The sequence below is a fragment of the Pseudomonas sp. B13(2017) genome (assembly GCF_002113245.1).
Classification (GTDB): Bacteria; Pseudomonadota; Gammaproteobacteria; order Pseudomonadales; family Pseudomonadaceae; genus Aquipseudomonas; species Aquipseudomonas putida_Z.
This window is the reverse complement of the sequence record NZ_NEJX01000011.1, coordinates 176942-201487: the sequence shown is the minus strand read 5'-3', so window position 1 is coordinate 201487 and position 24546 is coordinate 176942. Positions and strand designations below refer to the sequence as shown.

The 24546-nt window shown below is 66.1% G+C and carries 18 protein-coding genes; 8 read left to right on the top strand and 10 right to left on the bottom strand.

Annotated elements, in window-relative coordinates; translation table 11 throughout:
- Nucleotides 1-183 precede the first annotated feature (183 nt).
- From CAG44_RS16225 to CAG44_RS16205, 5 genes are all read right to left on the bottom strand, one after another.
- Nucleotides 184-3264, bottom strand: coding sequence for an error-prone DNA polymerase (locus CAG44_RS16225; protein WP_085692526.1), 3081 nt, complete (start codon nucleotides 3262-3264; stop codon nucleotides 184-186).
- Entirely contained in the window at nucleotides 3261-4679 is a 1419-nt protein-coding gene (locus CAG44_RS16220) for a DNA polymerase Y family protein (protein ID WP_085692525.1), read from the bottom strand. The genes CAG44_RS16225 and CAG44_RS16220 overlap by 4 nt, the downstream gene beginning before the upstream one ends.
- Before the next feature lie 6 nt (nucleotides 4680-4685).
- Nucleotides 4686-5306, bottom strand: a complete 621-nt coding sequence (gene imuA, locus CAG44_RS16215) for a translesion DNA synthesis-associated protein ImuA (RefSeq protein WP_085588732.1) — start codon at nucleotides 5304-5306, stop codon at nucleotides 4686-4688.
- The gene (gene lexA / locus CAG44_RS16210; RefSeq protein WP_025339260.1) at nucleotides 5306-5923 is read right to left on the bottom strand and encodes a transcriptional repressor LexA; all 618 of its coding nucleotides are present in this window, start codon (nucleotides 5921-5923) and stop codon (nucleotides 5306-5308) included. Before lexA ends, imuA begins: the two co-directional genes overlap by 1 nt.
- A 269-nt stretch (nucleotides 5924-6192) precedes the next feature.
- Entirely contained in the window at nucleotides 6193-7242 is a 1050-nt protein-coding gene (locus CAG44_RS16205) for an alpha/beta fold hydrolase (RefSeq protein WP_085692524.1), read from the bottom strand.
- 219 nt (nucleotides 7243-7461) lie between these two features.
- Between CAG44_RS16205 and CAG44_RS16200 the strand changes: the two genes are divergently transcribed.
- The 3 genes from CAG44_RS16200 to CAG44_RS16190 all read left to right on the top strand — a co-directional run bounded on the left by CAG44_RS16200 (nucleotide 7462) and on the right by CAG44_RS16190 (nucleotide 9774).
- The gene (locus CAG44_RS16200; RefSeq protein WP_015270475.1) at nucleotides 7462-7707 is read left to right on the top strand and encodes a DUF2790 domain-containing protein; all 246 of its coding nucleotides are present in this window, start codon (nucleotides 7462-7464) and stop codon (nucleotides 7705-7707) included.
- Nucleotides 7708-7931: 224 nt separating this feature from the next.
- The gene (locus CAG44_RS16195) at nucleotides 7932-8588 is read left to right on the top strand and encodes an HAD family phosphatase (protein ID WP_085692523.1); all 657 of its coding nucleotides are present in this window, start codon (nucleotides 7932-7934) and stop codon (nucleotides 8586-8588) included.
- Between the two features lie 274 nt (nucleotides 8589-8862).
- Nucleotides 8863-9774 carry a LysR substrate-binding domain-containing protein gene (locus CAG44_RS16190; RefSeq protein WP_025339263.1) on the top strand — a complete coding sequence of 304 codons (912 nt, stop codon included), beginning with the start codon at nucleotides 8863-8865 and terminating at the stop codon, nucleotides 9772-9774.
- A gap of 151 nt (nucleotides 9775-9925) precedes the next feature.
- On the opposite strand, the gene CAG44_RS16185 is transcribed toward CAG44_RS16190, so the two are convergent.
- The 4 genes from CAG44_RS16185 to CAG44_RS16170 all read right to left on the bottom strand — a co-directional run bounded on the left by CAG44_RS16185 (nucleotide 9926) and on the right by CAG44_RS16170 (nucleotide 14787).
- Complete coding sequence (locus tag CAG44_RS16185) at nucleotides 9926-10699, bottom strand: IclR family transcriptional regulator (protein WP_085692522.1); 774 nt, start codon at nucleotides 10697-10699, stop codon at nucleotides 9926-9928.
- 65 nt (nucleotides 10700-10764) lie between these two features.
- The gene (locus CAG44_RS16180) at nucleotides 10765-12219 is read right to left on the bottom strand and encodes an amidase (protein WP_178076932.1); all 1455 of its coding nucleotides are present in this window, start codon (nucleotides 12217-12219) and stop codon (nucleotides 10765-10767) included.
- A complete protein-coding gene (locus CAG44_RS16175) occupies nucleotides 12219-13529 on the bottom strand; it encodes a citrate-proton symporter (RefSeq protein WP_085588606.1) in 1311 nt (436 codons plus the stop codon). Before CAG44_RS16175 ends, CAG44_RS16180 begins: the two co-directional genes overlap by 1 nt.
- An 82-nt stretch (nucleotides 13530-13611) precedes the next feature.
- Nucleotides 13612-14787, bottom strand: a complete 1176-nt coding sequence (locus tag CAG44_RS16170; RefSeq protein ID WP_025339266.1) for a M20 aminoacylase family protein — start codon at nucleotides 14785-14787, stop codon at nucleotides 13612-13614.
- 202 nt (nucleotides 14788-14989) lie between these two features.
- Here CAG44_RS16170 and CAG44_RS16165 point away from each other — a divergent pair, with 202 nt between their 5' ends.
- The 4 genes from CAG44_RS16165 to CAG44_RS16150 all read left to right on the top strand — a co-directional run bounded on the left by CAG44_RS16165 (nucleotide 14990) and on the right by CAG44_RS16150 (nucleotide 21313).
- On the top strand, nucleotides 14990-17506 hold the full coding sequence (locus CAG44_RS16165; RefSeq protein ID WP_085588604.1) for an excinuclease ABC subunit UvrA: 2517 nt from the start codon (nucleotides 14990-14992) through the stop codon (nucleotides 17504-17506).
- A gap of 158 nt (nucleotides 17507-17664) precedes the next feature.
- A complete protein-coding gene (locus CAG44_RS16160; protein WP_085615552.1) occupies nucleotides 17665-19314 on the top strand; it encodes an MFS transporter in 1650 nt (549 codons plus the stop codon).
- The gene (locus tag CAG44_RS16155) at nucleotides 19311-20444 is read left to right on the top strand and encodes an HlyD family secretion protein (protein WP_085692520.1); all 1134 of its coding nucleotides are present in this window, start codon (nucleotides 19311-19313) and stop codon (nucleotides 20442-20444) included. The genes CAG44_RS16160 and CAG44_RS16155 overlap by 4 nt, the downstream gene beginning before the upstream one ends.
- Before the next feature lie 275 nt (nucleotides 20445-20719).
- Nucleotides 20720-21313 carry a hypothetical protein gene (locus tag CAG44_RS16150; protein ID WP_085588598.1) on the top strand — a complete coding sequence of 198 codons (594 nt, stop codon included), beginning with the start codon at nucleotides 20720-20722 and terminating at the stop codon, nucleotides 21311-21313.
- 117 nt (nucleotides 21314-21430) lie between these two features.
- Here CAG44_RS16150 and CAG44_RS16145 read toward each other — a convergent pair whose 3' ends face one another.
- Nucleotides 21431-22306 (bottom strand): AEC family transporter, encoded by an 876-nt coding sequence (locus CAG44_RS16145; RefSeq protein WP_025339272.1) that lies wholly within the window; start codon nucleotides 22304-22306, stop codon nucleotides 21431-21433.
- Nucleotides 22307-23111: 805 nt separating this feature from the next.
- Between CAG44_RS16145 and CAG44_RS16140 the strand changes: the two genes are divergently transcribed.
- Complete coding sequence (locus CAG44_RS16140) at nucleotides 23112-24416, top strand: MFS transporter (RefSeq protein ID WP_063914168.1); 1305 nt, start codon at nucleotides 23112-23114, stop codon at nucleotides 24414-24416.
- Nucleotides 24417-24546: the final 130 nt, after the last annotated feature.

Here is a 24546-nt window from a genome sequence, read left to right as displayed (position 1 = left end):
CAAGATTTTGAGTATTCATAACGGCGATCTCCAGTTAGATCCCCCAGTGAAAGCTTAGGCTTTCACTGGGGAGTCCTGGGAGGACCATTTCATTAGGTATGCGCCGCCTTTTGGAATTTGAGCAAGACAGTTGCTCCCACAGGGACCGCGCAAAAATCAGGATTTTGCGTGAGGTGCCGGGGATCAATGAAAGTCCCGGCTGCGTACGTCCAGCCCTTGCAACAGCGGGCTCACATCCTCCAGTCGCCGTGCTATCAGGTGGCGCACGCCATTCTCCTGCTCCAGCCGCCCACTGACCTTGAGCAACTGCGACCCCACCAGCGCCCGCCGCTGCCGTTCGGCAAGCGCCCGCCACACCACCACATTGACCATGCCGTGCTCGTCCTCCAGGGTGACGAAGGTCACGCCACTGGCGGTCTGGGGCCGCTGGCGGCCCACCACCAACCCGGCCACGGCAATGTTGTCACCATGCCCGACATCTTGCAGCTCGCACGAACTGCGACAGCCCAGCGCCCGCAGGCGTGAGCGCAGCAAGGTCAAGGGATGCGGCCCAAGCGTGGTACCCAGGGCCTGGTAATCGGCCATCAGGTCCTCTGCCACGCTGGGAACGGGCAGTTCGACGGTGCTTTCCGGCAAGGCTTCGATATCGGCGAACAAAGGCAACTGCGGCTGCACCGCCGCCACCTGCCAGCGCGCCTGGTGCCGGTCGCTGGCCAAGGCGCGCAGCGCGCCGGCATCGGCCAGGTGAGCGCGGGCGCGCGAATCGAGCCCGGCACGCAGGCACAGGTCTTCGACATCGCGCCATGGCCGCTGTGCCCTCGCCTGCTCCAGGCGCCTGGCATCGGCCTCGGCAAGGCCGCGCACCAGGCGCAAGCCCATGCGAATGGCCAGCACCTCTCCAGGCTCAGGCTCGAGCGTGCAGTCCCAGTCACTGTGGCACACATCCACCGGCCTGACCTCGATACCCTGGCGCCGGGCCTCTTGCAGCAACTGGTCGGGGCTGTAGAAGCCCATGGGCCAGCTGTTGACCAGCGCGCAGGTGAAAATCGCCGGTTCATGGCACTTGAGCCAACTGCTGGCATAGCACAACAAGGCAAAGCTGGCCGCGTGCGACTCCGGAAAGCCATAGCTGCCAAAGCCCTTGATCTGCTCGAAGATGCGCTCGGCAAACGCCAGCCCGTAACCATTGCGCAACATGCCCTGCACCAGCCGCTCGCGGTGCGGCTCCAGGCCGCCGTGGCGCTTCCAGGCGGCCATGCTGCGGCGTAACTGGTCGGCCTCGCCCGGGGTGTAGTCGGCCGCGACCATTGCCAGTTCCATCACCTGCTCCTGGAACAGCGGCACGCCCAGGGTACGCTCGAACACTGCCTTCAGTTGCGGCGAGGGGTACGTCACCGGCTCCTGCTTCAACCGCCGGCGCAGGTAAGGGTGGACCATGTCGCCCTGGATCGGCCCGGGGCGGACGATGGCCACCTCGATGACCAGGTCGTAGAACTTTTCCGGCCGCAGCCGCGGCAACATGGCCATTTGCGCGCGCGACTCGATCTGGAACACGCCCATGGTCTCGGCACGGCTGATCATCGCGTAGGTGGCCGGGTCTTCGGCGGGGATGGTCGCCAGGGTCAGGTGCCGGCCACGGTGGCGTTGCAGCAGGTCGAAGCAACGGCGCAAGGCGCTGAGCATGCCCAGCGCCAGCACGTCGACCTTGAGCAGGCCGACCATGTCCAGGTCGTCCTTGTCCCACTGGATCACCGTGCGCTCCGGCATCGCGGCATTCTCCACCGGCACCAGCTCGTCCAGGGGTTGCTGCGAGATAACGAAGCCGCCCGGGTGCTGTGACAGGTGCCGAGGGAAGCCGATCAGTTCGCCGGCCAGCACCAGCACCCGGCGCAGCGAAGGGCTGCCCGCCTCGAAGCCGGCCTCGGCCAGGCGCTGGTCGTCGGGTATGCGATCGCTCCAGCGGCCACAGCATTTGGCCAGGGCGTCCACCTGGTCGGCGGGCAGCCCCAGCACCCGCGCCACATCCCGCACCGCACCGGCGGCATGGTAGGTGTTGACCACCGCAGTGAGCGCCGCCCGGTGCCGGCCATAGCGGCGGAACACATACTGGATCACCTCCTCGCGCCGGTCGTGCTCGAAGTCCACGTCGATGTCCGGCGGCTCGTTGCGCTCGCGCGACAGAAAGCGCTCGAACAACAGGTGGTGTTGCATGGGGTCGAGCTCGGTGATGCCCAGCACGAAGCACACCACCGAGTTGGCAGCCGAGCCCCGCCCCTGGCACAGAATGCGCTGGCTGCGGGCGAAGGCGACGATGTCGTGCACAGTCAGGAAGTAGCTTTCGTAGCCAAGCTCCTCGATCAGCGCCAGCTCCTTGGCCAGCACATCCCGCACCTTGCTGCTCGGCCCGTCTGGCCAGCGCGACGGCAAACCCTGCTGGCACAATTCGCGCAACCAGCTCGCCGGGCTATGCCCCTGGGGCACCAGTTCGCGTGGGTACTGGTATTTCAATTCGCTCAGTTCGAACTGGCAGCGCGCAGCGATGGCCAGGGTCTCGGCCAGCAGGTCGGCGGGATAGAGTTCGCCCAGTTGCGCCTGGCTGCGCAGGTGCCGCTCGCCATTGGCAAACAGGAAGCGCCCGGCCTCGGCCACCAGGCAATGCTGGCGAATGGCGGTCATGCAATCTTGCAGGGCGCGACGACCGCGCACGTGCATGTGCACGTCGCCACAGGCCACGGCGCGGATGCCGACCCTGGCCGCCAGGCTACGCAAGCGTTCAAGGCGCAAGGTATCGTCACTGCCGCGGTGCAGGTGCACGGCCAGCCACAGGCGCTCGCCGAACACGCCGTGCAGCCACTGCCCGGGGGTGGCATCGCCGCTGTCATCGGCTACCCACAATGCCAGCAGGCCCTGATGGTGCTGCTGCAGGTCATCGCGAAACAGTTGGTACTCGCCCTTCTGCGCCCGCCGCCGGGCCCGGGTGATCAGCGCACACAGGTTCTGGTAGCCGGCCAGGTCCTGCACCAGCAGCACCAGCCTGGGGCCGTCCTGCAACTGCACTTCACTGCCCACGATCAGCCGCAGCTGGTGTTCCTTGGCCGCCTGCCAGGCACGGACGATACCGGCCAGGGTGCATTCGTCGGTGATCGCCAGCGCCTGGTAGCCCTGTTCACGCGCGCGCCGGAACAGCTCGTCGGCGCTCGACGCGCCGCGCTGGAAGCTGAAGTTGGACAGGCAGTGCAGCTCGGCATAACCCGGGGTGTTCATGCGAACCAGCCCTGCAGCCACAACGGGCCGACCTTGCCCAGATCGCGGTAGGCCCAGCCGCGCAGGCCGTCGCGGGTTTCGATGCGGTAATAGTCGCGGCGCACATCGCCGCCATCCCACCAGCCCGACTCGATGCGCTCGGCATGGCCTTGCAGGCGATAGCCGCCTTCGTCCAGCGCCATGGGGGCCGACAGCAGCCAGCCAGGGCGGCTGCCAGGAACGACCGGCATGTTGCCCTGGGCACCCTGCTCTACCGCTTGCCAGGCACACTCGGGGCGATGATCGGCTGCCGCGCTCAGGCCCTTGACCGCCTCATCCCCCAAGCGGGCGCGCAGCCGTTCGCGCAATTGTTCCCAAGGTTGCGCCTGTTGCGCACGCGGGTCGAACAATGCCTGGTGTTGCGGCACGAAGGGTGGCAGGTCCTCGGCAACCAGCCGCAGGTTGCGCACCGGTGCGGGAATGCGCAGCGGCTCCAGGCGCCCGCGCGTCAGTTCGAACAACATTGCCGCATCGCGTTCGGCGGCCAGCAGGCCTACCTTCAGCAAGGTATCCGGCCCTTCGGCGTGCTCCAGGTGCAGGCAGAAACGCTGCACGCCACAGTCACGCCCGGCGAGGAACGCGGCAAGGTCGTTGAGCATGCGCCGCAGCGGGAACAGCAGGGCCTGGTGCGATTCGACGTCGAAGTTCAGCTCCAGACGGGTTTCGAAACGGTCCGGCGGCTGGTAGAAGCCCAGCCCCAGGTTGCGCAGGCCGAGCAACTGGTCAAGGTGCAGCTGCACCTGGGCCGGAAAGCGCCTGGCCAGGCTGTCGCGGGGCAAGGCCAGCACCTGGCTCAACTGGCGCAGGCCCATGCGGGCAAAGGCCTCGGCAGCCTGCGCAGGCAGGCCGATACGCTCGATGGGCATGCCCAGCAGCGCCGCACGGGTGGCATCGGCGTCACTCACGGCCAGGCCATCGTGAGCGTTGGCGAGCATACGCGCCGCCACCGGGTTGCTGGCCAGGACGATGCGTTGGCGCAAGCCCAGTTCCGCCAGTTCCTGGCGCAGGCGTGCCTCGAACAGCGGCCAGGGGCCGAACAGTTGCAGGCTGGAGCCCACCTCCAGCAACAGCGCCCGTGGGTAGTGCAGGCTGACCTGGGCACTGAAGCGGTAGGCCCAGGCTGCCAGCAACTGCTGCACCTGGTCGATGCGCCTGGGGTCGGCTTCGACGCAGCTGAAGCCATCGGCCAGCGCACGCGCCGCCGTCAGGGTTTGCCCGGCCCGCAGGCCGAGCGCGGCCGCCGCCGGGTTGACCGCCTGCAGCACGCGTCGCTGGGTCGGCCCGCCAAGCAGCACCAGGGGTGTATCAGGGTCGTCACGCTCGCGCAGGACCGTGTCCAGCGCCAGCTGCGGGAGCAGGATGCAGGCCCAGAGCATGTTGCATCAGCCCCGCCCCGGGCAGGCGATGGGCAGCGCCGGAGGCATGCCGCCACGGCTTTTCAGCACGCGCCATTGTGCCGGGCGGGTGTCGACGGCAATACGCAGCGCCGCGGGCGAAGGGTTGTGCGCCGCCTGTTGCGGCCGGCAGGCGAAGGCCAGCGCCTGGCCGGTTTCGGCAGCCACCTGCAAGCGCCGCAGGGCGCGGTCATCGGCACGTTCCGGCCAGCACAGCACCGCCGCGCAACTGCCGGAGCGCAGGCACTGCTCGGCGGCCCACAAGGCATCGGCAGGCGCGGCGTCCACTTGTACCAGCCAGCGCAGGTCCACCCCCGCGGCCTGCCAGGCCGGGGCGTAAGGAATGAATGGCGGTGCCACCAGCACGATTCGGCTGGCTTCAGCGCTCAAGCGGGCCAGGGTTGGCCACAGCAGCTGCAATTCGCCACAGCCGGGGCTGGCCAGCAACAGTTCGCTGAGCGCAGACGCCGGCCAGCCGCCTTCCGGCAGGCATTGGTCAAGGGCTGCATGGCCCGTGGGCTGCAGGCCGAGCGGCCGCGCCTGGGCCTGCCGACCGCGCCATACCCGGCGCTGGTCGAGCAACCTGTCGAGGTCGACCACCGCGCCCATCAGTCACGCCTCAGCAAGCCGCAGAACACGCCTTCGATGAAGAACTCCTGTTCAGGCCGCACATCGATGGGCGCATAGGCCGGGTTGCGTGGCAACAGCCGGTAATTGCCACCCTGGCGCTGCAGGCGCTTGATGGTCACCTCGCCGTCCAGGCGGGCGACCACGATCTGGCCATCGCGAGCGTCGGCCTGCTGGAGGATGCCGACCAGGTCACCGTCGAAAATGCCGTCGTCGATCATCGAGTCGCCACGCACCTTCAGCAGGTAGTCGGGGGTACGGCGGAACAGGCTGGGGTCGAGCAGCAACTGCTCGTGAATGTCGAGGTCCGGGCCGATGGGGGCACCTGCCGCCACCTGGCCCAGCACCGGCACTTCGAGGATTTCCGGGCGGCGCAGCCGTTCGGCCAGGCGTATGCCCCGCGCCTGGTTCGGCGTGACGTCGATGTAGCCGGCCTGGCACAGGGCGGTGATGTGCTTGCGCGCGACACTGCGCGAGGCAAAACCGAAGCGCGTGGCGATATCGGCCAGGCTCGGCGGCTGGCCGTGGTCGGCGATGCGCTCACGGATGAACTCGAAGATGGCGCGGCGTTTTGGGGTAAGATTGTCCATGGAGCACATTTGTACTCTTTTCGGAGCACGCTGAACAGCCCCCTTCGTCGACGGCTTGGCGGCTGCGATCAATTGCGACCGCGAAACTACCGCAATGATGCTGAAGGCTATATGGCTGGTCCGGCAAACCTGACTGCACATGGCGAATTGAATCAGCAGGGACACTGTGGGCGCCGCGCTTGCCGGCGATGGGGCGCGAAGCGGCCCCGGTTACAGATGCCCGCTGTGGGTCGGTAACAGCCAGTCGGAGCAGACCGTTCCGCCCCATCGCTGCGTCGTTACATAGACCAACGACCAAAATGCTGCTCCAGGAACTCAGTCACCAGCGAGGCGATCTGCAACTGGATCGCCCCCCGCGACCGGGCGTTATCGCCGTCCCGGCAAATGACACCATCCCCTGGAGCATCGTCTTCGAGCAACGCCATCGCGCCTGGTTTGCACGTCGACAAGAAGCTGAAATGGCTGGCGTCCTCGATCTCGACATAACGACTCGTCGCCGAGGGCAGACGCTTGGCAAGGTCAGCAGATTCCAGCTGCGCGGGAAGGTCTTCAGAAGGCGCGCCAGCCGCAATCACCAACGTCGGCACTGGCAAAGCCGCAAGGCTTTCATCGGTCAGGCCACGTGACAGGCCAAGATCCAGGGTAACGATGGCGGTGACACGACTGTCGCGCAAATCGCCACCCAGTCGAGCTTTCGATGCCTGGGCGCTGTCGGCATTGATCTGCTTGTAGACGCTGCAACTCGACAGCTGCGGATGGATGGAACAGTCCTGGGCAAAACGCTTGGAATCAAAGCGGGCGCCGGCAATTTCCAGCGCGGTCCAGCCGCCCAGTGAGTGGCCGACCACTGCAACTTGGCCCTTCGCCACCCGCCCGAACTGATCCGCCTGGGCCATGACCGCATCGATGGCCCGCTGCAAGTCAATGGGACGCCGCCACAACTGTGCCGCGGCTTCAGGGTTGCGATCGCGGGTAGTAGTGCCGGGGTGGTTGACCGCCGCCACGATGTAGCCTTGGTGAGCCAGTGCACTGGCCAGCCACGACTGGTTTCCCCAATTGCCGCGAAAGCCGTGGGAAAGCACCACCAATGGATACGTGCCTGCAGTTGGAGGTGCATCGCGCACAGCGAGGTCACCGCTGAAAACCGGGGTATCAGCGATCAACTGTGGTGGCGCAGTAGTCGTACTCGGGTACCAGACGACCAGCTCCAGCGGACGGTCTGTTTGCCTCTCCGATAATGTCGAGGTCTTGAAGCCAATGGTCTTGTAGCCAGCGAATGCAGGTATGTCCAGGCAGATAAAAAGCAACAAGCCGAGCACTGTTTTCATTGTTTTTCTTCCTTGATAGGTCAGCGTCGATCAGATGCAAACCGGTACGCGGGAAACATATCAGCCCTCGCCGCGACCCACACAATCTTTCCGGCGATGCAGCGCTCCAATAGACCGGATAGTGGAAATATATTTTGCGCACTAAATATTATCGCGCAATATTCAGCCCAGGCAGCAAGCAGTCGCTGATCCCACTACCCAAGCTAACGGAGCATGATCATGACCTTCATCAAAGCAATCGCCATCACCACCCTGACCTTCGGCAGCAGCGTCGGCGCCTTCGCCCAGACCGCCTCCCCGTACCAGTACGGCATGAACCTGGACATCGCCCAAGTGATCGCGGTGGAGGCCTCGGGCCACGCCACCGACCACGCCGACACTGCCACCCTCACCTACCGTGACAGCGACGGCAAGGTGCAGAAGATCAGCTACCTGCGCCCAGCCACCTCCGCCAACCAGAACTGATGACCAAACTTCGAAAGCCGGAGCGTGCCAACGGCCGGTTACTCGGTTGGCTTTCCAGCTTTGGCAGTTGCTGACTCGACGCGCAGGCGCCAACCTCGCGTTCGAGCACAGCTCTGCCAAGGCTGCCGTACTCCAGTACACTCAGGGAGTCGCGAAGTTCACGTGACTCCAAAGGCAAAGAATCTCCCTTCTGGCTCGCCCATGATTTTGGACCTGGATACCCAATGCTGACTGCCCTGCTGTTCGACCTCGACGGAACCCTCACCGACACTGACACCTTGCACTTGCAGGCCTTTCGCCAACTGCTGCGCGAGCATGACGGCCGCGAGCTGAGCCAGGCGCAGTTCGATGCCCAGGTCAGCGGCCGCGCCAACGGCGAGCTGTTCGCCGAGCTGTTTGCCGGTGCCAGTGCCGAGCAGTGCCAGGTGCTGGCCGACCGCAAGGAGGCGCTGTTCCGCGACATGTCGCCGGCTCTCGAGCCGATGCCGGGCCTTGTGCGCCTGCTGGAACATGCCCGGGCTCGTGACATCGGCATGTGCGTGGTGACCAACGCACCGCGGCTGAACGCCGAGCACATGTTGAACGCCATGGGCCTGGGCCAGCGCTTCGAGCATGTGCTGGTGGCCGAGGAACTTGCACGGCCCAAGCCGGACCCGCTGCCTTACCTGACCGGGTTGCAGCGGCTGGGTGCCGAGGCCGGGCAGGCACTGGCCTTCGAGGATTCGCTGCCGGGGGTGGCGGCAGCGAGTGGCGCGGGGATCTTTACCGTGGGCGTGGCCACTACCCAGACGCCACAGCGGTTGCTGGCAGCGGGGGCCGGGTTGGTGATCGATGATTTCAACGACCCAGCGTTGTGGACCTTGATCGGATCCATGCAATGAGCATACGGGGCCGCTTCGCGCCCCATCGCCGGCAAGCCAGCTCCCACCTCGACCGCATCGGCCTCAAGCCATGCGCTATCCCTGTGGGAGCTGGCTTGCCGGCGATCAGGCCAGAACAGGCAGCACAAGACAGTTGCTCCCTCCTCGATCGCATCGGCCTCAAGCCATGCGCTATCCCTGTGGGAGCTGGCTTGCCGGCGATGGGCTGCGAAGCGGCCCCAGGATTTCAAGGCAATATGCATGCCCCTGCCATTGTGCACACCCAGGTCAACCCATGCTGATCGACGAAGAACTGACCCTCAAGAAGCTGGAAACCTTCCTCGCCTTCATGCGCACCGGCAACCTCGGCCGCGCCGCCGCCGAGCTGGCCACCAGCGCCGTCAGCGTGCACCGTGCCATCCACTCGCTGGAAAGCGCACTGCGCTGCCCGCTGTTCAAGCACGAAGGCCGCCAGCTGATCCCGCTGGAAAGCGCCTACGTGCTGGAAAAGAAAGCCCGCCAGCTGATCCAGGACGCCGAGCAGATGGTCCGCCAGACCCGCGAGGCCGCCGGTTTCTATGCCGAACGCTTCCGCCTGGGCGCGCTCTACTCGCTGACGGTGAAAACCGTGCCCAAGCTGGTCATGGGCCTCAAGCTGCGCCGCAGCGAACTCAACATCGACCTGACCCTGGGCTCCAACGTCGACCTGCTGCAGCGCCTGAAGAACCACGAGCTGGAGGCCATCCTCGTGTCGCTCGACGAAAGCGTCAGCGACCCGGCCTGCGAGCAGCTGCCGCTGTTCTCCGACGATATCTTCCTTGCCGTGCCCATCGATTCGCCCTTCGCCGAGCAGGCCGAAGTGGACCTGGCCGACCTGGCCGACTCCACCTTCATCACCCTGACCCAGGGCTTTGCCACCCACCGCGATGGCGCCCGGGTGTTCCAGCAGGCCGGCTTCGAACCCAAGGTGGCCATGCAGGTGAACGATATCTTCACCCTGCTGAGTATGGTCAGCTCGGGCGTGGGCTTTGCCCTGCTGCCCGGGCGTATCGCGGCGGTGTACGAAAACCGGGTCAGGTTGATTGCCCTGAAGCCGCAATATCGCTTGCAGCAGCATATCGGCGTGGTGTTCCTCAAGGCGCGGGAGCGGGAGCCGAACCTGCTGGCGTTGCTGGCAGAGTGTCGGATGTACAGCCTGGAGCGCTGAGGGGGCCTCGGAACACAGCTTCTTTTTTGTTGTTTGCTGCACTGGCCTCTTCGCGGGCTTGCCCGCTCCCACAGGTACCGAGCAGGTCTCAGGCAATGCACCATCCCTGTGGGAGCGGGCAAGCCCGCGAAGAGGCCAGTACAAGTCCCCGCTAAACCACCAAGGCCCGCTGCACCTCGCCCACCGTTGTAGCCAGGCTGTTCAGGTGCAGGTTCAACACCCGCTCCACCGGCGCCTGGTCCAGCGGCCAGTGCAAGGCAATGCTCCCGGCCGGGCGCCCTTCGGCATGCACCGGCAGGGCTATCGCGCGGATCAGGAACGGCAAGCGCACCGGGTACTCCCAGTGCCCTTCGGTGCGCTGGCCGAAGCCCTTGTTCGCTTCCTCCTCGATGTCGCGCAGCACCGTCTCGTCGCCCACCCGCTCATGGGCCGCCAGGCGCTGCACTTCATCGACCGCCAACTCACCCAGGCATGCCCGCCCCATCGCCGAGTGGAACAGGCTGGCATGATGGCCGACGATCTGGCAGGTGTGCGGGTAGCGTTTGCGCAATACCTGGGGGATGGCGCTTTCCATCACCTCCAGCCGCTCGCCGTCGAAACACGACAGGTCAACCACCAACCCGGTGCGCTCGCTCAACTCCAGCAACATGGGTGCTGCGTGTTCCACCAGGCGCCGCTTGAAACGCAGCTGGCGGTCACCGAACAGGCGCCGCGCGCACAGCCGGTAACGCCGGTCGCTGAGGCCGCGGTAGACCCAGCCCTGCTCCTGCAAGGTGGCAAGCATGCGCGACACCGTGGCCTTGGGCAGCGCCGTCAGGTAATGCAGTTCTTCCAGGCCCAGCGCCTGGTGTTCGCCAAGCAGGTCGACGATGGCCAGCGCCCGCTCCACCGAACGCACGCCGCCACTGTCTGCCGTGATGCCCATGAGTGTGACCTCCCTGTAGCTGGATGGTCAGGATAGCCAGCAAGATCCGCGCCTGCCCAGCGGTTTCATGGCGCTTGCAAGCTCCGGGGTGGGCGCCGCGCTACCCAACGGGTGATCTGTTCATGGGCATGGGCCAGCTGCAACACCGCATGGTCAGCCTGGGCCGGGCCGATGATCTGCAGGCCCATGGGCAACCCGGCAGCGTTGAAACCGACCGGTACGCTGATGCTCGGCAAACCGGCCAGGGTCGGCCCTATCACCACTTCCATCCAGCGGTGATAGGTGTCCATCGCCCGCCCTCCGACCACCGTTGGCCAAGGTTGCCGTGCATCGAATGGGAACACCTGGGCCGATGGCAACAGCAGGTAATCGTAACGCTCGAACAGCTTGCCCAGCGCGCGGTACCAGTCGCTGCGGGCCACCGAAGCCTGGTACACCGCCGCCGCGCTCAGGTGCAGGCCACCCTCCACCTCCCACCGCGCCTCGGGCTTGAGCAGCGCGCGCTTGCCCGGGTCGGCATAGGCCGCAGCGAGGTTGCCGTGCACCAGGAAGTGGCGATGGGTCAGCCAGCATTGCCACAAACGCGCCAGGTCGAACGCCGGTTGGCAGGCTTCGACCCGGCAGCCCAGTTCGGCGAAGTCTGCCAGGGCCGCTTCGCACAGGCTCAGCACCCCGTCATCCATCGCCAGGTAGCCGTCGTAGTCGCCCAGCCAGCCAACCCGCACGCCGCGGAAATCGCGCTGCAACCCGGCGGCAAAATCGCGCCGGCCCTCGCCCAGCGACAACGGCGCCCGCGCATCGAAACCCGCCAGGGTCGACAACAGCCGCGCCACATCCACCACGCTGCGGCCCATCGGCCCCTCGGTGGCCAGCTGCTGCACGAACAGTTCCGGCGCCGGCCCGTGGGGTACGCGGCCCTGCGACGGGCGCAGGCCATAAACGTTGTTGAACGCCGCCGGGTTGCGCAGCGAGCCCATCATGTCGCTGCCGTCGGCGACCGGCAGCAGGCGCATGGCCAGCGCCGCCGCCGCCCCACCGCTGCTGCCCCCGGCCACCTTGCCCGGGTCGTAGGCGTTGGTGGTGGTGCCGAACAGGGTGTTGTAGGTCTGCGAACCAAGGCCGAATTCCGGCACATTGCTCTTGCCTATGATCAGCGCACCACTGGCCCGCACCCGCGCCACACTGATCGCGTCCTGCTCGGGCACCTGCTCGGCGAACAGCGGCGAGCCCAGGGTGGTGCGCAGCCCGGCAGTAGCGGCGAGGTCCTTGATCGCCTGGGGCATGCCATGCATCCAGCCGCGCGAATGGCCACGGGCCAGCTCGCGGTCACGCTCATCGGCCTCGGCCAGCAGTGCCTCGGCCGGGCGCAGCGACACCAGCGCATTGACCTGCGGGTTGAAGCGTTCGATATGCGCCAGATAAGCCTGCATCACCTCCCGGCACGACATCTGGCGGGCATGGATGGCCCGGGACAATGCCTCGGCATCGAGGGCAACGATGGGGTCGATGGCTAGCGGCATCACGGTTTCACTCCAAGGTTGAAAGCGGCAGGCTTGCCCGCGCGTGGGGCTTCTTTCAGGCAATAGGTGCCCAGCAGTGTCAGCAGGCAGGCGAACAGCACATAGAACGACGGCGCCACCGGGGTACCGAGCGCCTTGCTCAGCCAGGTGACGATCAACGGGGCGAAGCCGCCGAACACCATCACCGCCACGTTATAGGCCACCGACACACCGGTAGAACGCACCTCGACCGGGAACTGTTCGGCCAGGGCCGTGGGCGCCGGCCCGAAGAAGCCACCGATGGCGGTGCACAACAGCAGTTGCATCACCAGCAGGCGCTCCAGCGACGGCGCGGCAGCCACCCATACATACAACGGGTAGACCATGACGAAGAACGCCAGGGTGAAGGCCATCAGCACCGGGCGCCGCCCCAGCCGGTCAGACAACGCGCCGGACAGCGGGATCACCACGGTCATCAGCCCAACCGCAAGCATCTGCACCAGCAGCACCTGGTCCAGCGGCAGGCCGAGGTTCTTGTGGGCGAAGGTCGGCATGTTCACCAGCACCACGTAGAACGACACCGTCGCGCCACAGGCCAGGCCCATCGATACCAACAGGCTGCGCCGATGCTCACGCAGCACCTGCCACAGGCTGGGCGACTGGCCCTTGGCCTGGCGGCGCGCCTCGATGAATTCCTCGGGCTCTTCCATGTGCTTGCGAATCCACAGCCCCACCGGGCCGATCAGCAGGCCGAGCACGAACGGGATACGCCAGCCCCAGCTGTCCAGCGCCGCTGGCGTGCACAAGTGGGTGACCAGGGCCACCATCGCCGCCCCGGAGAACACCGCCAGGCACTGCCCCACCAGCTGCCACGAGCCATACAGGCCCTTGCGATGGGCCGGCGCGCTCTCCACCAGGAAGGCCGTGGCGCTGGCGTACTCGCCGCCGGTGGCAAAACCTTGCAGCATGCGCGCCACCACGATCAGCATCGGCGCGGCCATGCCGATGGCCAGGTAGTCGGGGGCGAAGGCGATCATGGCAATGGACACGGTCATCAGCCGGATGATCATCTGCATCGCCGCCTTGCGGCCCTTGCGGTCGGAATACATGCCCAGCAGCACGCCGCCCACCGGGCGCATGAAAAAGCCGACGCCGAAGGTGGCCAGGGCCATCAGCAGCGAGGCGTATTCGTCGTCGGAGGGGAAGAACTGCCGGGCGATGATGCTGGCCAGAAAGCCGTACACGATAAAGTCATACCACTCCAGGGCGTTGCCGATGACGGCGGCGACCACTTGCCGGGTACGCGACACGCCGGTGCTCGAAGTCTGCATAGGAAACACTCCACACAATGATTGGGTGATCGCCCAGGCGCGGTCGCGCCCGGGTTCCAGCGGCAGTCGTCAAAAGGAAAGGTCAGGCGGGCGCGAGCCAGCGCTCTGCCAGCGCGCCCCAGTAGGCGGCACCGGTCAGCAGGATGTCGTCGTTGAAGTCGTAGGCCGGGTTGTGCACCATCGGCCGCGATACGCCATTGCCGATGAACAGGTAGGCGCCCGGGCAGCGTTGCAGCATCCAGGCGAAGTCTTCGCTGCCCATCAGCTTGCGGGTGTTGCCATCCACTGCCTCGGCACCGAGCAATTCCACCCCCACCTGCCGGGCGAAGGCATTTTCCGCGGCATGGTTGACCAACACCGGGTAGGCCGGGCGGTGTTCGAGCGTGGCGCGGCAGCCAAAGCTCTCGGCCTGGCTGACGATAATGGCCCGCACCCGCTCCAGGGTCTGCGCCCGCACCTCGGCGTTCAGCGCGCGCAGGCTCAGGCGCAGCAGTGCCTGCTGCGGGATCACGTTGGCCGCTTCGCCGGCCTGCAAGGCGCCGACGGTAACCACGGCCGCCTCCTGCGCATCGATATTGCGCGCCACCACGGTTTGCAGGGCCATCACCACACTGGCCGCCGCCACCAGCGGGTCGACGGTCAGGTGCGGCATCGAGCCATGGCCGCCAACCCCGTCGAGGGTCACCGTGAGCAGGTCTTGCGAGGCCATCATCGGCCCTTCGCGGAAGCCCAGGTGCCCCGCCGGCAGCCCGGGCATGTTGTGCATGCCGAACAGTGCATCGCAAGGGAAGCGCTCCAGCAGGCCGTCAGCCAGCATCGCCTCGGCGCCACCCTGGCCCTCCTCGGCCGGCTGGAAGATCAACGTCAGCGTGCCGTCGAACTGCCGGGTCGCCGCCAGGTAGCGCGCGGCGCCAAGCAGCATGGTGGTATGCCCGTCGTGGCCGCAGGCGTGCATGCAGCCCTGGTGCTGGCTGCTGTACGCGGCGCCGGTAGCCTCGTGGATGGGCAGCGCGTCCATGTCGGCGCGCAGGCCCAGGCGGCGTGGGCTGCTGCCATTGCGCAGTACGCCGACCACGCCGGTCTTGCCGATACCGGTGTGCACTTCATAGCCCCATTCTTCGAGCAGTCGGGCAACCAGCGCCGAAGTGCGGCTTTCTTCGAAGCCCAGTTCCGGGTGAGCGTGGATATCGTGACGGATTGCGTGCAGGTCGCTGGCCACATCGTTCAGCCAGGCCAGGATGTGCTGATGTCGGGACATGTAGAGTCTCCTCGCGCGGGTGGATTCCCGTTCTTGTTGTTCGCCTTGAGGTCACGACGGGTAAGGCAGGTCGTGCTTGGCTGACAGATAAGCGCGAGGAAGCTGGGAGCACAATCGAATCTGGTTTCACACGGTGGAACACAAAGTCGTGCCTTTGCTGTTACCTTGAACGCACTGTTCAGCCAAAGCCAAGGACTGCGTCATGCCCCCACGCCCCACCACCCCCACCGGTTTCATCCGCGTCCGTGGCGCCCGCGAGCACAACCTCAAGAACATCGATGTCGATATCCCCCGTGACGCTCTGGTGGTGTTCACCGGCGTGTCCGGCTCGGGCAAGTCCTCGCTGGCCTTCTCCACCCTCTACGCCGAAGCCCAGCGCCGCTACTTCGAATCGGTCGCGCCCTATGCCCGGCGCCTGATCGACCAGGTCGGCGTGCCGGACGTCGACGCCATCGAAGGCCTGCCCCCGGCCGTGGCCCTGCAGCAGCAACGCGGCACGCCGAGTGCACGTTCCTCGGTGGGCAGCGTGACCACCCTGTCCAGTTCGATCCGCATGCTCTACTCCCGCGCCGGCCACTACCCGGCCGGCCAGGCGATGCTGTATGCCGAGGATTTCTCGCCCAACACGCCGCAGGGCGCCTGCCCGGAATGCCATGGCATGGGCCGGGTCTACGAAGTGAACGAAGCGACCATGGTCCCCGACCCGTCGCTGACCATCCGCGAGCGCGCCGTGGCGGCCTGGCCGATGGCCTGGCAGGGCCAGAACCTGCGCGACATCCTGGTGACGCTGGGCTACGACGTCGATACCCCCTGGCGCGACCTGCCACAGGCGCAGCGCGACTGGATCCTGTTCACCGAAGAAACACCCACCGCGCCGGTGTATGCCGGACTGACCCCGGCGCAGACCCGCGCCGCCCTCAAGCGCAAGCTAGAGCCCAGCTACCAGGGCACGTTCATGGGTGCCCGGCGTTACGTGCTGCACACCTTCATGCACTCGCAAAGCGCGCAGATGCGCAAGCGCGTTGCCCAGTTCATGCGCCCCAGCCCGTGCCCGCTGTGCCAGGGCAAGCGCCTGAAGCGCGAGGCCCTGGGCGTGACCTTCGCCGGCCTGGATATCGCCGAGCTGTCGCGCCTGTCGCTGCAGGCGCTGGCCGAGGTGTTCCGCAAGGTGGCGGCAGCAGACTACCTGGCACAACAGCAGGACGACCTGACCCTGGAAAAGCGCCTGGCTGCCCAACGCATCGCCAACGAACTGCTCGAACGCATCGACACCCTGCTCGACCTGGGCCTGGGCTACCTGGCCCTGGAGCGCAGCACCCCGACCCTGTCCTCTGGCGAGCTGCAACGCCTGCGCCTGGCCACCCAGCTGAACTCGCAGTTGTTTGGCGTGATCTACGTGCTCGACGAGCCTTCGGCCGGTTTGCACCCGGCCGACAGCGAAGCCCTGTTCGAGGCGCTGCAGCGCCTTAAGCACGCGGGCAACTCGGTCTATGTGGTGGAACACGACCTGGACACCATGCGCCGCGCCGACTGGCTGGTGGATGTAGGGCCTGCCGCTGGCGAGCATGGCGGCACCATCCTCTACAGCGGGCCGCCCACGGGCCTGGCCCAGGTCGAGCAGTCGAGCACCCGGGCCTACCTGTTCAGTGCACCGGCCCAGACCACGCGCACACCACGCCAGGCCCACGACTGGCTGAAGCTCGAAGGCATCAGCCGCAACAACCTGAACAACCTCAGTGCGCAATTCCCGCTGGGCTGCTTTACCGCCGTTACCGGTATTTCCGGTTCGGGCAAGTCGAGCCTGGTCAGCCAGGCGCTGCTGGAGCTGGTGGGTGCGCACCTGGGCCATGCCGCCCAACGCAACGAGCCCGAAGAGCAGAGCCTGGAAGATGAACCAGAACAGGCCAGCGGCGGGCATGTGAGCGCGGGCCTTGGCAGCATCAGGCGCCTGGTGCAGGTCGACCAGAAGCCGATCGGCCGTACGCCCCGCTCCAACCTGGCCACCTACACCGGCCTGTTCGACCATGTGCGCAAGCTGTTCGCCGCCACCGAACAGGCCAAGGCAAAAGGCTTCGATGCCGGGCGTTTCTCCTTCAACGTTGCCAAGGGGCGCTGCGAGAACTGCGAGGGCGAAGGCTTCGTCAGCGTCGAGTTGCTGTTCATGCCCAGCGTCTATGCGCCCTGCCCGACCTGCCATGGCGCCCGCTACAACCCGGAAACCCTGGCGGTGAGCTGGCAGGGCATGAACATTGCGCAGGTGCTGCAGTTGACGGTCGACCAGGCCTTGCTGGTGTTCGCCGAACAGCCAGCGGCGCGGCGCTGCCTGCAGGTGCTGCAGGACATCGGCCTGGGCTATCTGCGCCTGGGCCAGCCGGCCACCGAACTGTCCGGCGGCGAGGCGCAGCGCATCAAGCTGGCCACCGAGCTGCAACGCATGGCCCGCGGGGCGACGTTGTATGTACTGGACGAACCCACCAACGGCTTGCACCCGCAGGACATCGACCGGCTGCTGGTGCAGCTCAACCGCCTGGTCGATGGCGGGCACAGCGTGGTGGTGGTCGAGCATGACATGCGAGTGGTGGCGCAGAGCGACTGGGTGATCGACATCGGGCCTGGGGCCGGGGATGCCGGGGGCCAGGTGGTGGTCAGCGGCACGCCACAGGTGGTGGCCGGGTGTGCTGAAAGCCGCACTGCGGAGTTTCTGGCCAAGGCCTTGTAGCGCCTGCTCCGGCCTCTTCGCGGGCTTGCCCGCTCCCACAGGTTCACCACAGTCGTGCAAGCTGTGCAGTACCTGTGGGAGCGGGCAAGCCCGCGAAGAGGCCGGCATAGGAGATAGACTGTTTTCATCCCTCGGCACCCTCAAGTACAGTCTGCCCCATGGACAAATACGCCCCCCGCCAGTGGCTCCCCCACGAAAAACCCAGCCTGCCGGGCTCCCCCTCCACGCCCCTGCACACGCCCGCCAAACGTCTGGCCTACGGCGTGGTCGGGCTGCTAGTGGCGATCACCGGTGGCCTGGGTAACGCGCTAGTCACCGCCAACCTGGTGTTCCTGCAAGGAGCGCTGGGCGCAACCACGGCGGAAATGGCCTGGCTGCCGGCCGCCTATGTAATGACCAACGTGTCCATCAACCTGCTGCTGGTGAAGTTCCGCCAGCAATTCGGCCTGCGCGCGTTCACCGAGGTGTTCCTGGTGCTCTATGCCCTGGTCACCTTCGCCCACCTGCTGGTCAACGACCTCAACTCGGCCATCGCCGTGCGGGCGGCCCATGGCATGGTCGGTGCCGCGCTCAGCTCGCTGGGGCTGTACTACATGATCCAGGCGTTCCCGGCGCAATGGCGGCTGAAGGCGATGGTGCTTGGCCTGGGCGCCTCGCAACTGGCGTTGCCGCTGGCGCGGATCTTCTCCGAAGACCTGCTGCAGATCGCCGAATGGCGCGGCCTGTACCTGTTCGAACTGGGCCTGGCGCTGGCCGCGCTGGGCTGCGTGCTGATGCTCAAGCTGCCCCCCGGTGACCGCTTCAAGACCTTCGAGCCGCTGGACTTTCTCACCTTCTCGCTGATGGCCAGCGGCACCGCGCTGCTGTGCGCCGTGCTGTCACTCGGGCGTATCGACTGGTGGCTGGAGGCGCCCTGGATCGGCATGGCCCTGGCGGCCTCGATCGCGCTGATCTTCAGCGGCCTGGCCATCGAGCACAATCGCCAGAACCCGCTGCTGATGACCCGCTGGCTGGGCAGCGGCGCGATCATTCGCCTGGCCCTGTGCGTGGTGCTGATCCGCATGGTCACCTCGGAGCAGTCCACCGGGGCGGTCGGCTTCCTGCAGGCGCTGAACCTGGGCAGCGAGCAGATGCGCACGCTGTACGCGGTCATGCTGCTGGGCGCGGTGGCCGGCCTGGCCAGCAGTGCCTTCACCATCAACCCCAACCACCTGGTGATCCCGCTGTTCATCTCGCTGCTGGCCATGGCCACCGGCGCCTTCATGGACAGCAGTTCGAGCAACCTCACCCGCCCGGCACAGATGTACCTCAGCCAGTTCCTGCTGGCGTTCGGCAGCACCTTCTTCCTCGGCCCGTCCATGGCCCTTGGCATCAGCCATGTGCGCGCCAACCCGCGCAACCTGGTGAGTTTCTCGGTGCTGTTCGGCATCTGCAACAACCTCGGCGGCCTGATTGGCGCGGCGCTGCTGGGCACCTTCCAGACCTGGCGGGAAAAATTCCACTCCAGCCACCTGATGGACCGCCTCAGCTACCTGGAACCCTTGGTCACGGCTCGCGTGCAAAGTGGCGGTGCCGGCTACGGCGGCATCATCGCCGACCCGGCCCTGCGCAGCGAAGCCGGCATGCGCCTGCTGGCCAGTGCCGCCACCCGCGAGGCGAACATCATGGCCTACAACGATGTGTTCGTGCTGATCGGCAGCATCGCTATTCTGACCATGATCTGGATCTGCATCCGTAGTACCTGGCTCTGGCACACCAAACGCCGGGCCATTTCCCCTGACTCCACCCCCGGCGCGCCCACCCGATGACCGACGACACCCGCACCACGACCACCACTGCCATCGCCGAAACCCCGGAAGGCGCCACGCCGCCCAGCGAGCCGACCAGCCCGGTGCGTTCGCGGCGGGTGCGGATCCTGTCGTCGATCAGCTTCGCCTGCGTGGCCCTGGCCGGCATCCTGCTGGTGCTGTATGCCTGGCGCCTGCCGCCATTCAGCAGTGCCATCGAAAGCACCGAGAACGCCCTGGTGCGCGGCCAGGTGACCATCATCGGGCCGCAGCTGAGCGGCTATATCGTCGATGTGCCGGTGCATGACTTCCAGTTCGTCAAGGCCGGCGACCTGCTGGTGCAACTGGACGACCGCATCTACAAGCAACGCCTGGCCCAGGCCATCGCCCAGCTGCAGCAACAACAGGCGGCCCTGGCCAACAACCTGCAGCAGCGCAACAGTGCCGAAGCCACCATTGCCCAGCGCCAGGCGGCCATCGGCGATGCCGCTGCCCAGGCAACCAAGGCCAGGGCCGACCTCGGCCGCAACCGGGCGCTGGTCAGCGATGGCTCGGTGTCGCGGCGCGATCTGGACCTGGCCCGGGCCAGCGAAGCCGCTGCGGTCGCCAGCCTGGCCCAGGCCAAGGCGGCACTGGAAATCGCCCGCCAGGACCGCGAAACCGTGGTAGTCAACCGGGCCGCGCTGGAGGCCTCGGTGGAAAACGCCAAAGCCGCCGTGGAGCTGGCCCGCATCGACCTCGACAACACCCGCGTCACCGCCCCGCGCGACGGCCAGCTGGGGCAGATCGGCACGCGCCTGGGGGCCTATGTCAATTCCGGTGCACAGTTGATGGCGCTGGTGCCCGACACCCTGTGGGTGATCGCCAACATGAAGGAAACCCAGATGGCCGATGTGCGCATCGGCCAGCCGGTGAGTTTTACCGTGGATGCGCTGAACCACCTGAGGCTGCATGGGCTCGTGCAGCAGATCTCACCGGCCACCGGCTCGGAGTTCGCCTTGCTGCAGGCGGACAATGCCACCGGCAACTTCGTCAAGATTGCCCAGCGCATACCGGTGCGGATCACCGTGGATGCCGACCAGCCGGAGGCTCGGCGCTTGCGGCCGGGGATGTCGGTGGTGGTCAGTATCGATACTCGTGGCGAACAGTGATGTTGCCTTTACCGGCCCAATCGCCGGCAAGCCGGCTCCCACAGTTACGGTGCAGCTCTCAAGGCCTGTGGTGTACCTGTGGGAGCTGGCAAGCCGGCTCCCAAAGTTACGGTGCAGCTCTCAGGCCTGTGGTGTACCTGTGGGAGCTGGCTTGCCGGCGATTGGGCCAGCGAAGATCATGCAGAGATGCCGTCTTGCCATGATTGCGCCGCTCTAGCCCGTAGGTTCTAATCGCGCACGACCCGTTTGCCTTTGTCACTCAAGGAAGTGTCACCATGTACAGGAAGATCGTGCCGCTGGCGCTGTTGGCAACCCTGGCCGGTTGCTCGAACAGCGAGGACACCAGCGAGGCCAGTTTCCAGAAGGCCGCCCAGGCCTACCTCGATACCCAGTACCCGCACTGCTTCGTCATCACTTCATTCCCGACCAAGACCCAGGACTTCGACCTCCATGGCACCAACAAGGCGTTGCATGCCCTGGCCCAGGTAGGTGTGGTCAGCGAAAAGGAGATCTCGCGCACCGAGGTGCCCGCCCGCCTGTGGCAAGCGGCACGCACGGACATCTACTACGCCTATGACCTCACCGACGAAGGCCGCAAGTACTACAAGGCGGATAACGGGCTGTGCTTCGGCAAGGCGCAGGTCACCGCCATCGAGCAGTTCAGTGAGCCGAGCGAGGTGACTGGGCAGAAGATGTCGAATGTGACCTATGCCTACAAGATCACTGGGTTACCGGCGTGGGCCGGGGATGATGGGGTCAAGGCCAGCATTGCCGAACTGGGCAAGGCGGTAGCCAGCAATGACACGCCGCTCAAGGAAACCCGGGCGATGGTGCTGACCAGCCAGGGGTGGCGGTTGCAGGAGAAATAGCCGTTTGCCGTGCCGGCCTCTTCGCGGGTAAACCCGCTCCCACAGGTCCATCACAGGCCTTGAGACCTGCGCAGTACCTGTGGGAGCGGGTTTACCCGCGAAAGAGCCGGTACAGACTTACATCCACCAAGCCAGCACCACCGGCAACCAGGCAAACGACAGCACCGTAGAACACATCACCAGGTTCGCCACCTGCTCCGGTTCGCGGTTGGCGCGCACCGCCATCAGGTAGTTGAACACCGCCACCGGCATCGCCGACTGCACCACCAGCACCGCACGCTCCAGGCTGCCCATGCCCAGCGCCGCACCTACCGCCCAGCCCACGGCAGCGCCCAGGCCAATGCGCAAACCGCCCAGCAGCATGCCACTGCCCACATGGCGCAGGCGAATGCTGGCAAGCGACACGCCCAGTGTCAGCAACATCAGCGGGATGGTCATGCCGCCCAGCAGGTCTGCGGTATTGGCCAGCCAGCGCGGCAACTCGAAATCGAGAAAGATGATCGGCATGGCGCCGGCCAGGCTGATCACGATGGGGTTGCGCAGCAGTGCCTTGAGCGAAGCCGCAGTACCGGAAATGGCCATGCCGAGGGTGAACTGCACGATCGACAGGGTCAGGAAGAACGCCACGGCCAGGGCCAGGCCGTGTTCGCCAAAGGCGTACAGGCTGATCGGCAGGCCCATGTTGCCGGTGTTGGGGAACATGAACGCCGGCAACAGCACACGCCAGTGCATGCCCGAAGCGCGGCACACCAGCAAGCCGGCCAGGGCCATGCCCAGGGTGCACAGCAGGCAGGCCATGGCCATGCTGGTGAAGGCGGTCGGGTCCAGTTCGGTGCGGCTGAGCGTGGACAGCACCAGCGACGGGGTGCCGACGGTCATCACCACCCGGGCGATGAATTCGGTGGGGTAGTCCAGGCCCTTGCGGGCCCAGGCATAGCCGATGCCAGCGACGATGAAAACCGGGGCCAGGACTGCGAACAGCGAAGCGAACATGGAGGCCTTCCTTGGGGGTGGGCCCCGCATTATGCCGCAGTCTGCGGGATTGCCGGGGCTGCTTTGCAGCCCAATCGCCGGCAAGCCGGCTCCCACAGGTACAGCGCCAAGCCTTGAGGTATCACCACCATGCAGGAGTAACTGTCTTGTGTTGCCTGTTCTGGCCCCATCGCCGGCAAGCCGGCTCCCACAGGTACAGCGCCAAGCCTTGAGGTATTACCACCATGCGGGAGTAACTGTCTTGTGTTGCCTGTTCTGGCCCCATCGCCGGCAAGCCGGCTCCCACAGGTACAGCGCCAAGCCTTGAGGTATCACCACCATGCAGGAGTAACAGTCTTGTGTTGTCTGTTCTGGCCCCATCGCCGGCAAGCCGGCTCCCACAGGTACAGCGCCAAGCCTTGAGGTATCACCACCATGCGGGAGTAACTGTCTTGTGTTGCCTGTTCTGGCCCCATCGCCGGCAAGCCGGCTCCCACAGGTACTGCACAATGCTTGAGGTCGATGCAGTCGAGGTGGGAGCTGGCTTGCCGGCGATTGGGCCGCAAAGCGGCCCTGGGATGTCCGCCGAAGACGCATTCGTGTCGCCCACAGACTGCGGCGTCTCGTCGCACACCCAAGCCCCTTGGGCAAAACCGCGCAAGCCCGTAGAATCGCGCTTCCTTTTCGCCCGTCGCCTTGAACGGTGGCAACCGGCAGCGTCGCATCCAGCCCAGGCACATCCGTGCAGCCCCTCGGCCCCGTTCGGGTCGAGCCGGTGTGCGCGTCCGAAAAGGCGCTCATTCCGCTCATCCAACTAGAGGTACGTATGTCTCCGCGTTTGCTGGCCATGGCGCTGGCGCCCCTGCTCGGGCTGTTCATCATTGCCCTGGGCAACGGCTTCATGTCTTCCCTTACCACCCTGCGCCTGGGCGCTGCCGGCGAGTCGGCCACCACCATCGGTGTGGTTTCCTCGACCTACTTCATCGGCCTGACCCTGGGTGCCATCTTCAACGACCGGCTGATCCTGCGCATCGGCCATATCCGCGCCTACACCAGCTTCGCCTCGCTGATCGCCGTGACCATCCTGCTGCAAGGCCTGTTCTACGACGTCACGTGGTGGTCGGTGCTGCGCCTGATCAACGGCTGGGCGGCGGTGGGCGTGTTCCTGGTGATCGAAAGCTGGCTGCTGCTGGCCGGTGACGCCAAGATCCGCGGCCGCCTGCTGGCGCTGTACATGATCGCCTTCTACGGCGCCGGGGTCATCGCCCAGGCCGGCCTTGGCGAAATCACCCACATGGGTGACACCGCACCGTTCATGCTGGCCGGCGTGCTCGCCGCCCTGTCGGTACTGCCCATCGTGATCCTGCCGCGGGTGTCGCCGCTGCTGGACCAGGTCGAACCGCTCAAGCCACGCCAGTTGCTGGGCGTTGCGCCGTCGGGCCTGGTCGGCTGCTTCGGTTCGGGTGTGGCCATTGCCGGCATCTATGCCTTGCTGCCGCTGTACCTGCAGCGCATCGGCCTGGATGTGGGCGAGGTCGGCAACATGATGGCCTGGGTAATTCTTGGTGCCATGCTGCTGCAATACCCGGTCGGACGCTGGTCCGACCGCAAGGACCGCCAGGATGTGCTGATCGCCCTGGCCGCGCTGTGCGTGCTGCTGTCGCTGGTCACGGTGTTCCTGCCGTCGGATTCGATCCTGCTGCCGGCGATGCTGTTCCTGCTGGGTGGTGGCGTGTTCACCCTGTACCCGGTGGCGGTCAGCCATGCGGCCGACCGGGCGCCATCGGATGCACTGGTGCCGATGATCCAGGGCCTGCTGCTGATCAACTCGCTGGGTTCGGCCATGGCGCCGGTGGCGATTTCGCCGATGATGACCGAGTTTGGCGAGGCCGGGTTGTTCTGGGCCTTTGCCGTGGTCAACCTGGCCATGGTGTGCTTCTTCATGTGGCGCCGTGGCAAGCGCCCGGCGGCAGAGCACCCGGCCCCGTTCACCGCTTCGACCACCTTCTCGCCGACCGGTGCCGAGTTGCGGGTGACCGAAGACCTGATGCATGCGGCGCAGGAGCACCCGCCGCTGGAGCCGGTGGAGAGTGCTGCGCCAGCGCAGGCGCAGCGTTCAGAATCGCATTGACTCCGGGGGCTGCCCTGCAGCCCTTTCGCGACACAAGGCCGCTCCCACAGGGTGCCCACCAGCTGAAGGAATGCGCCGTACCTGTAGGAGCGGGCGCGCCCGCGAACACCGGCGTAGCCGGTGCCATCCA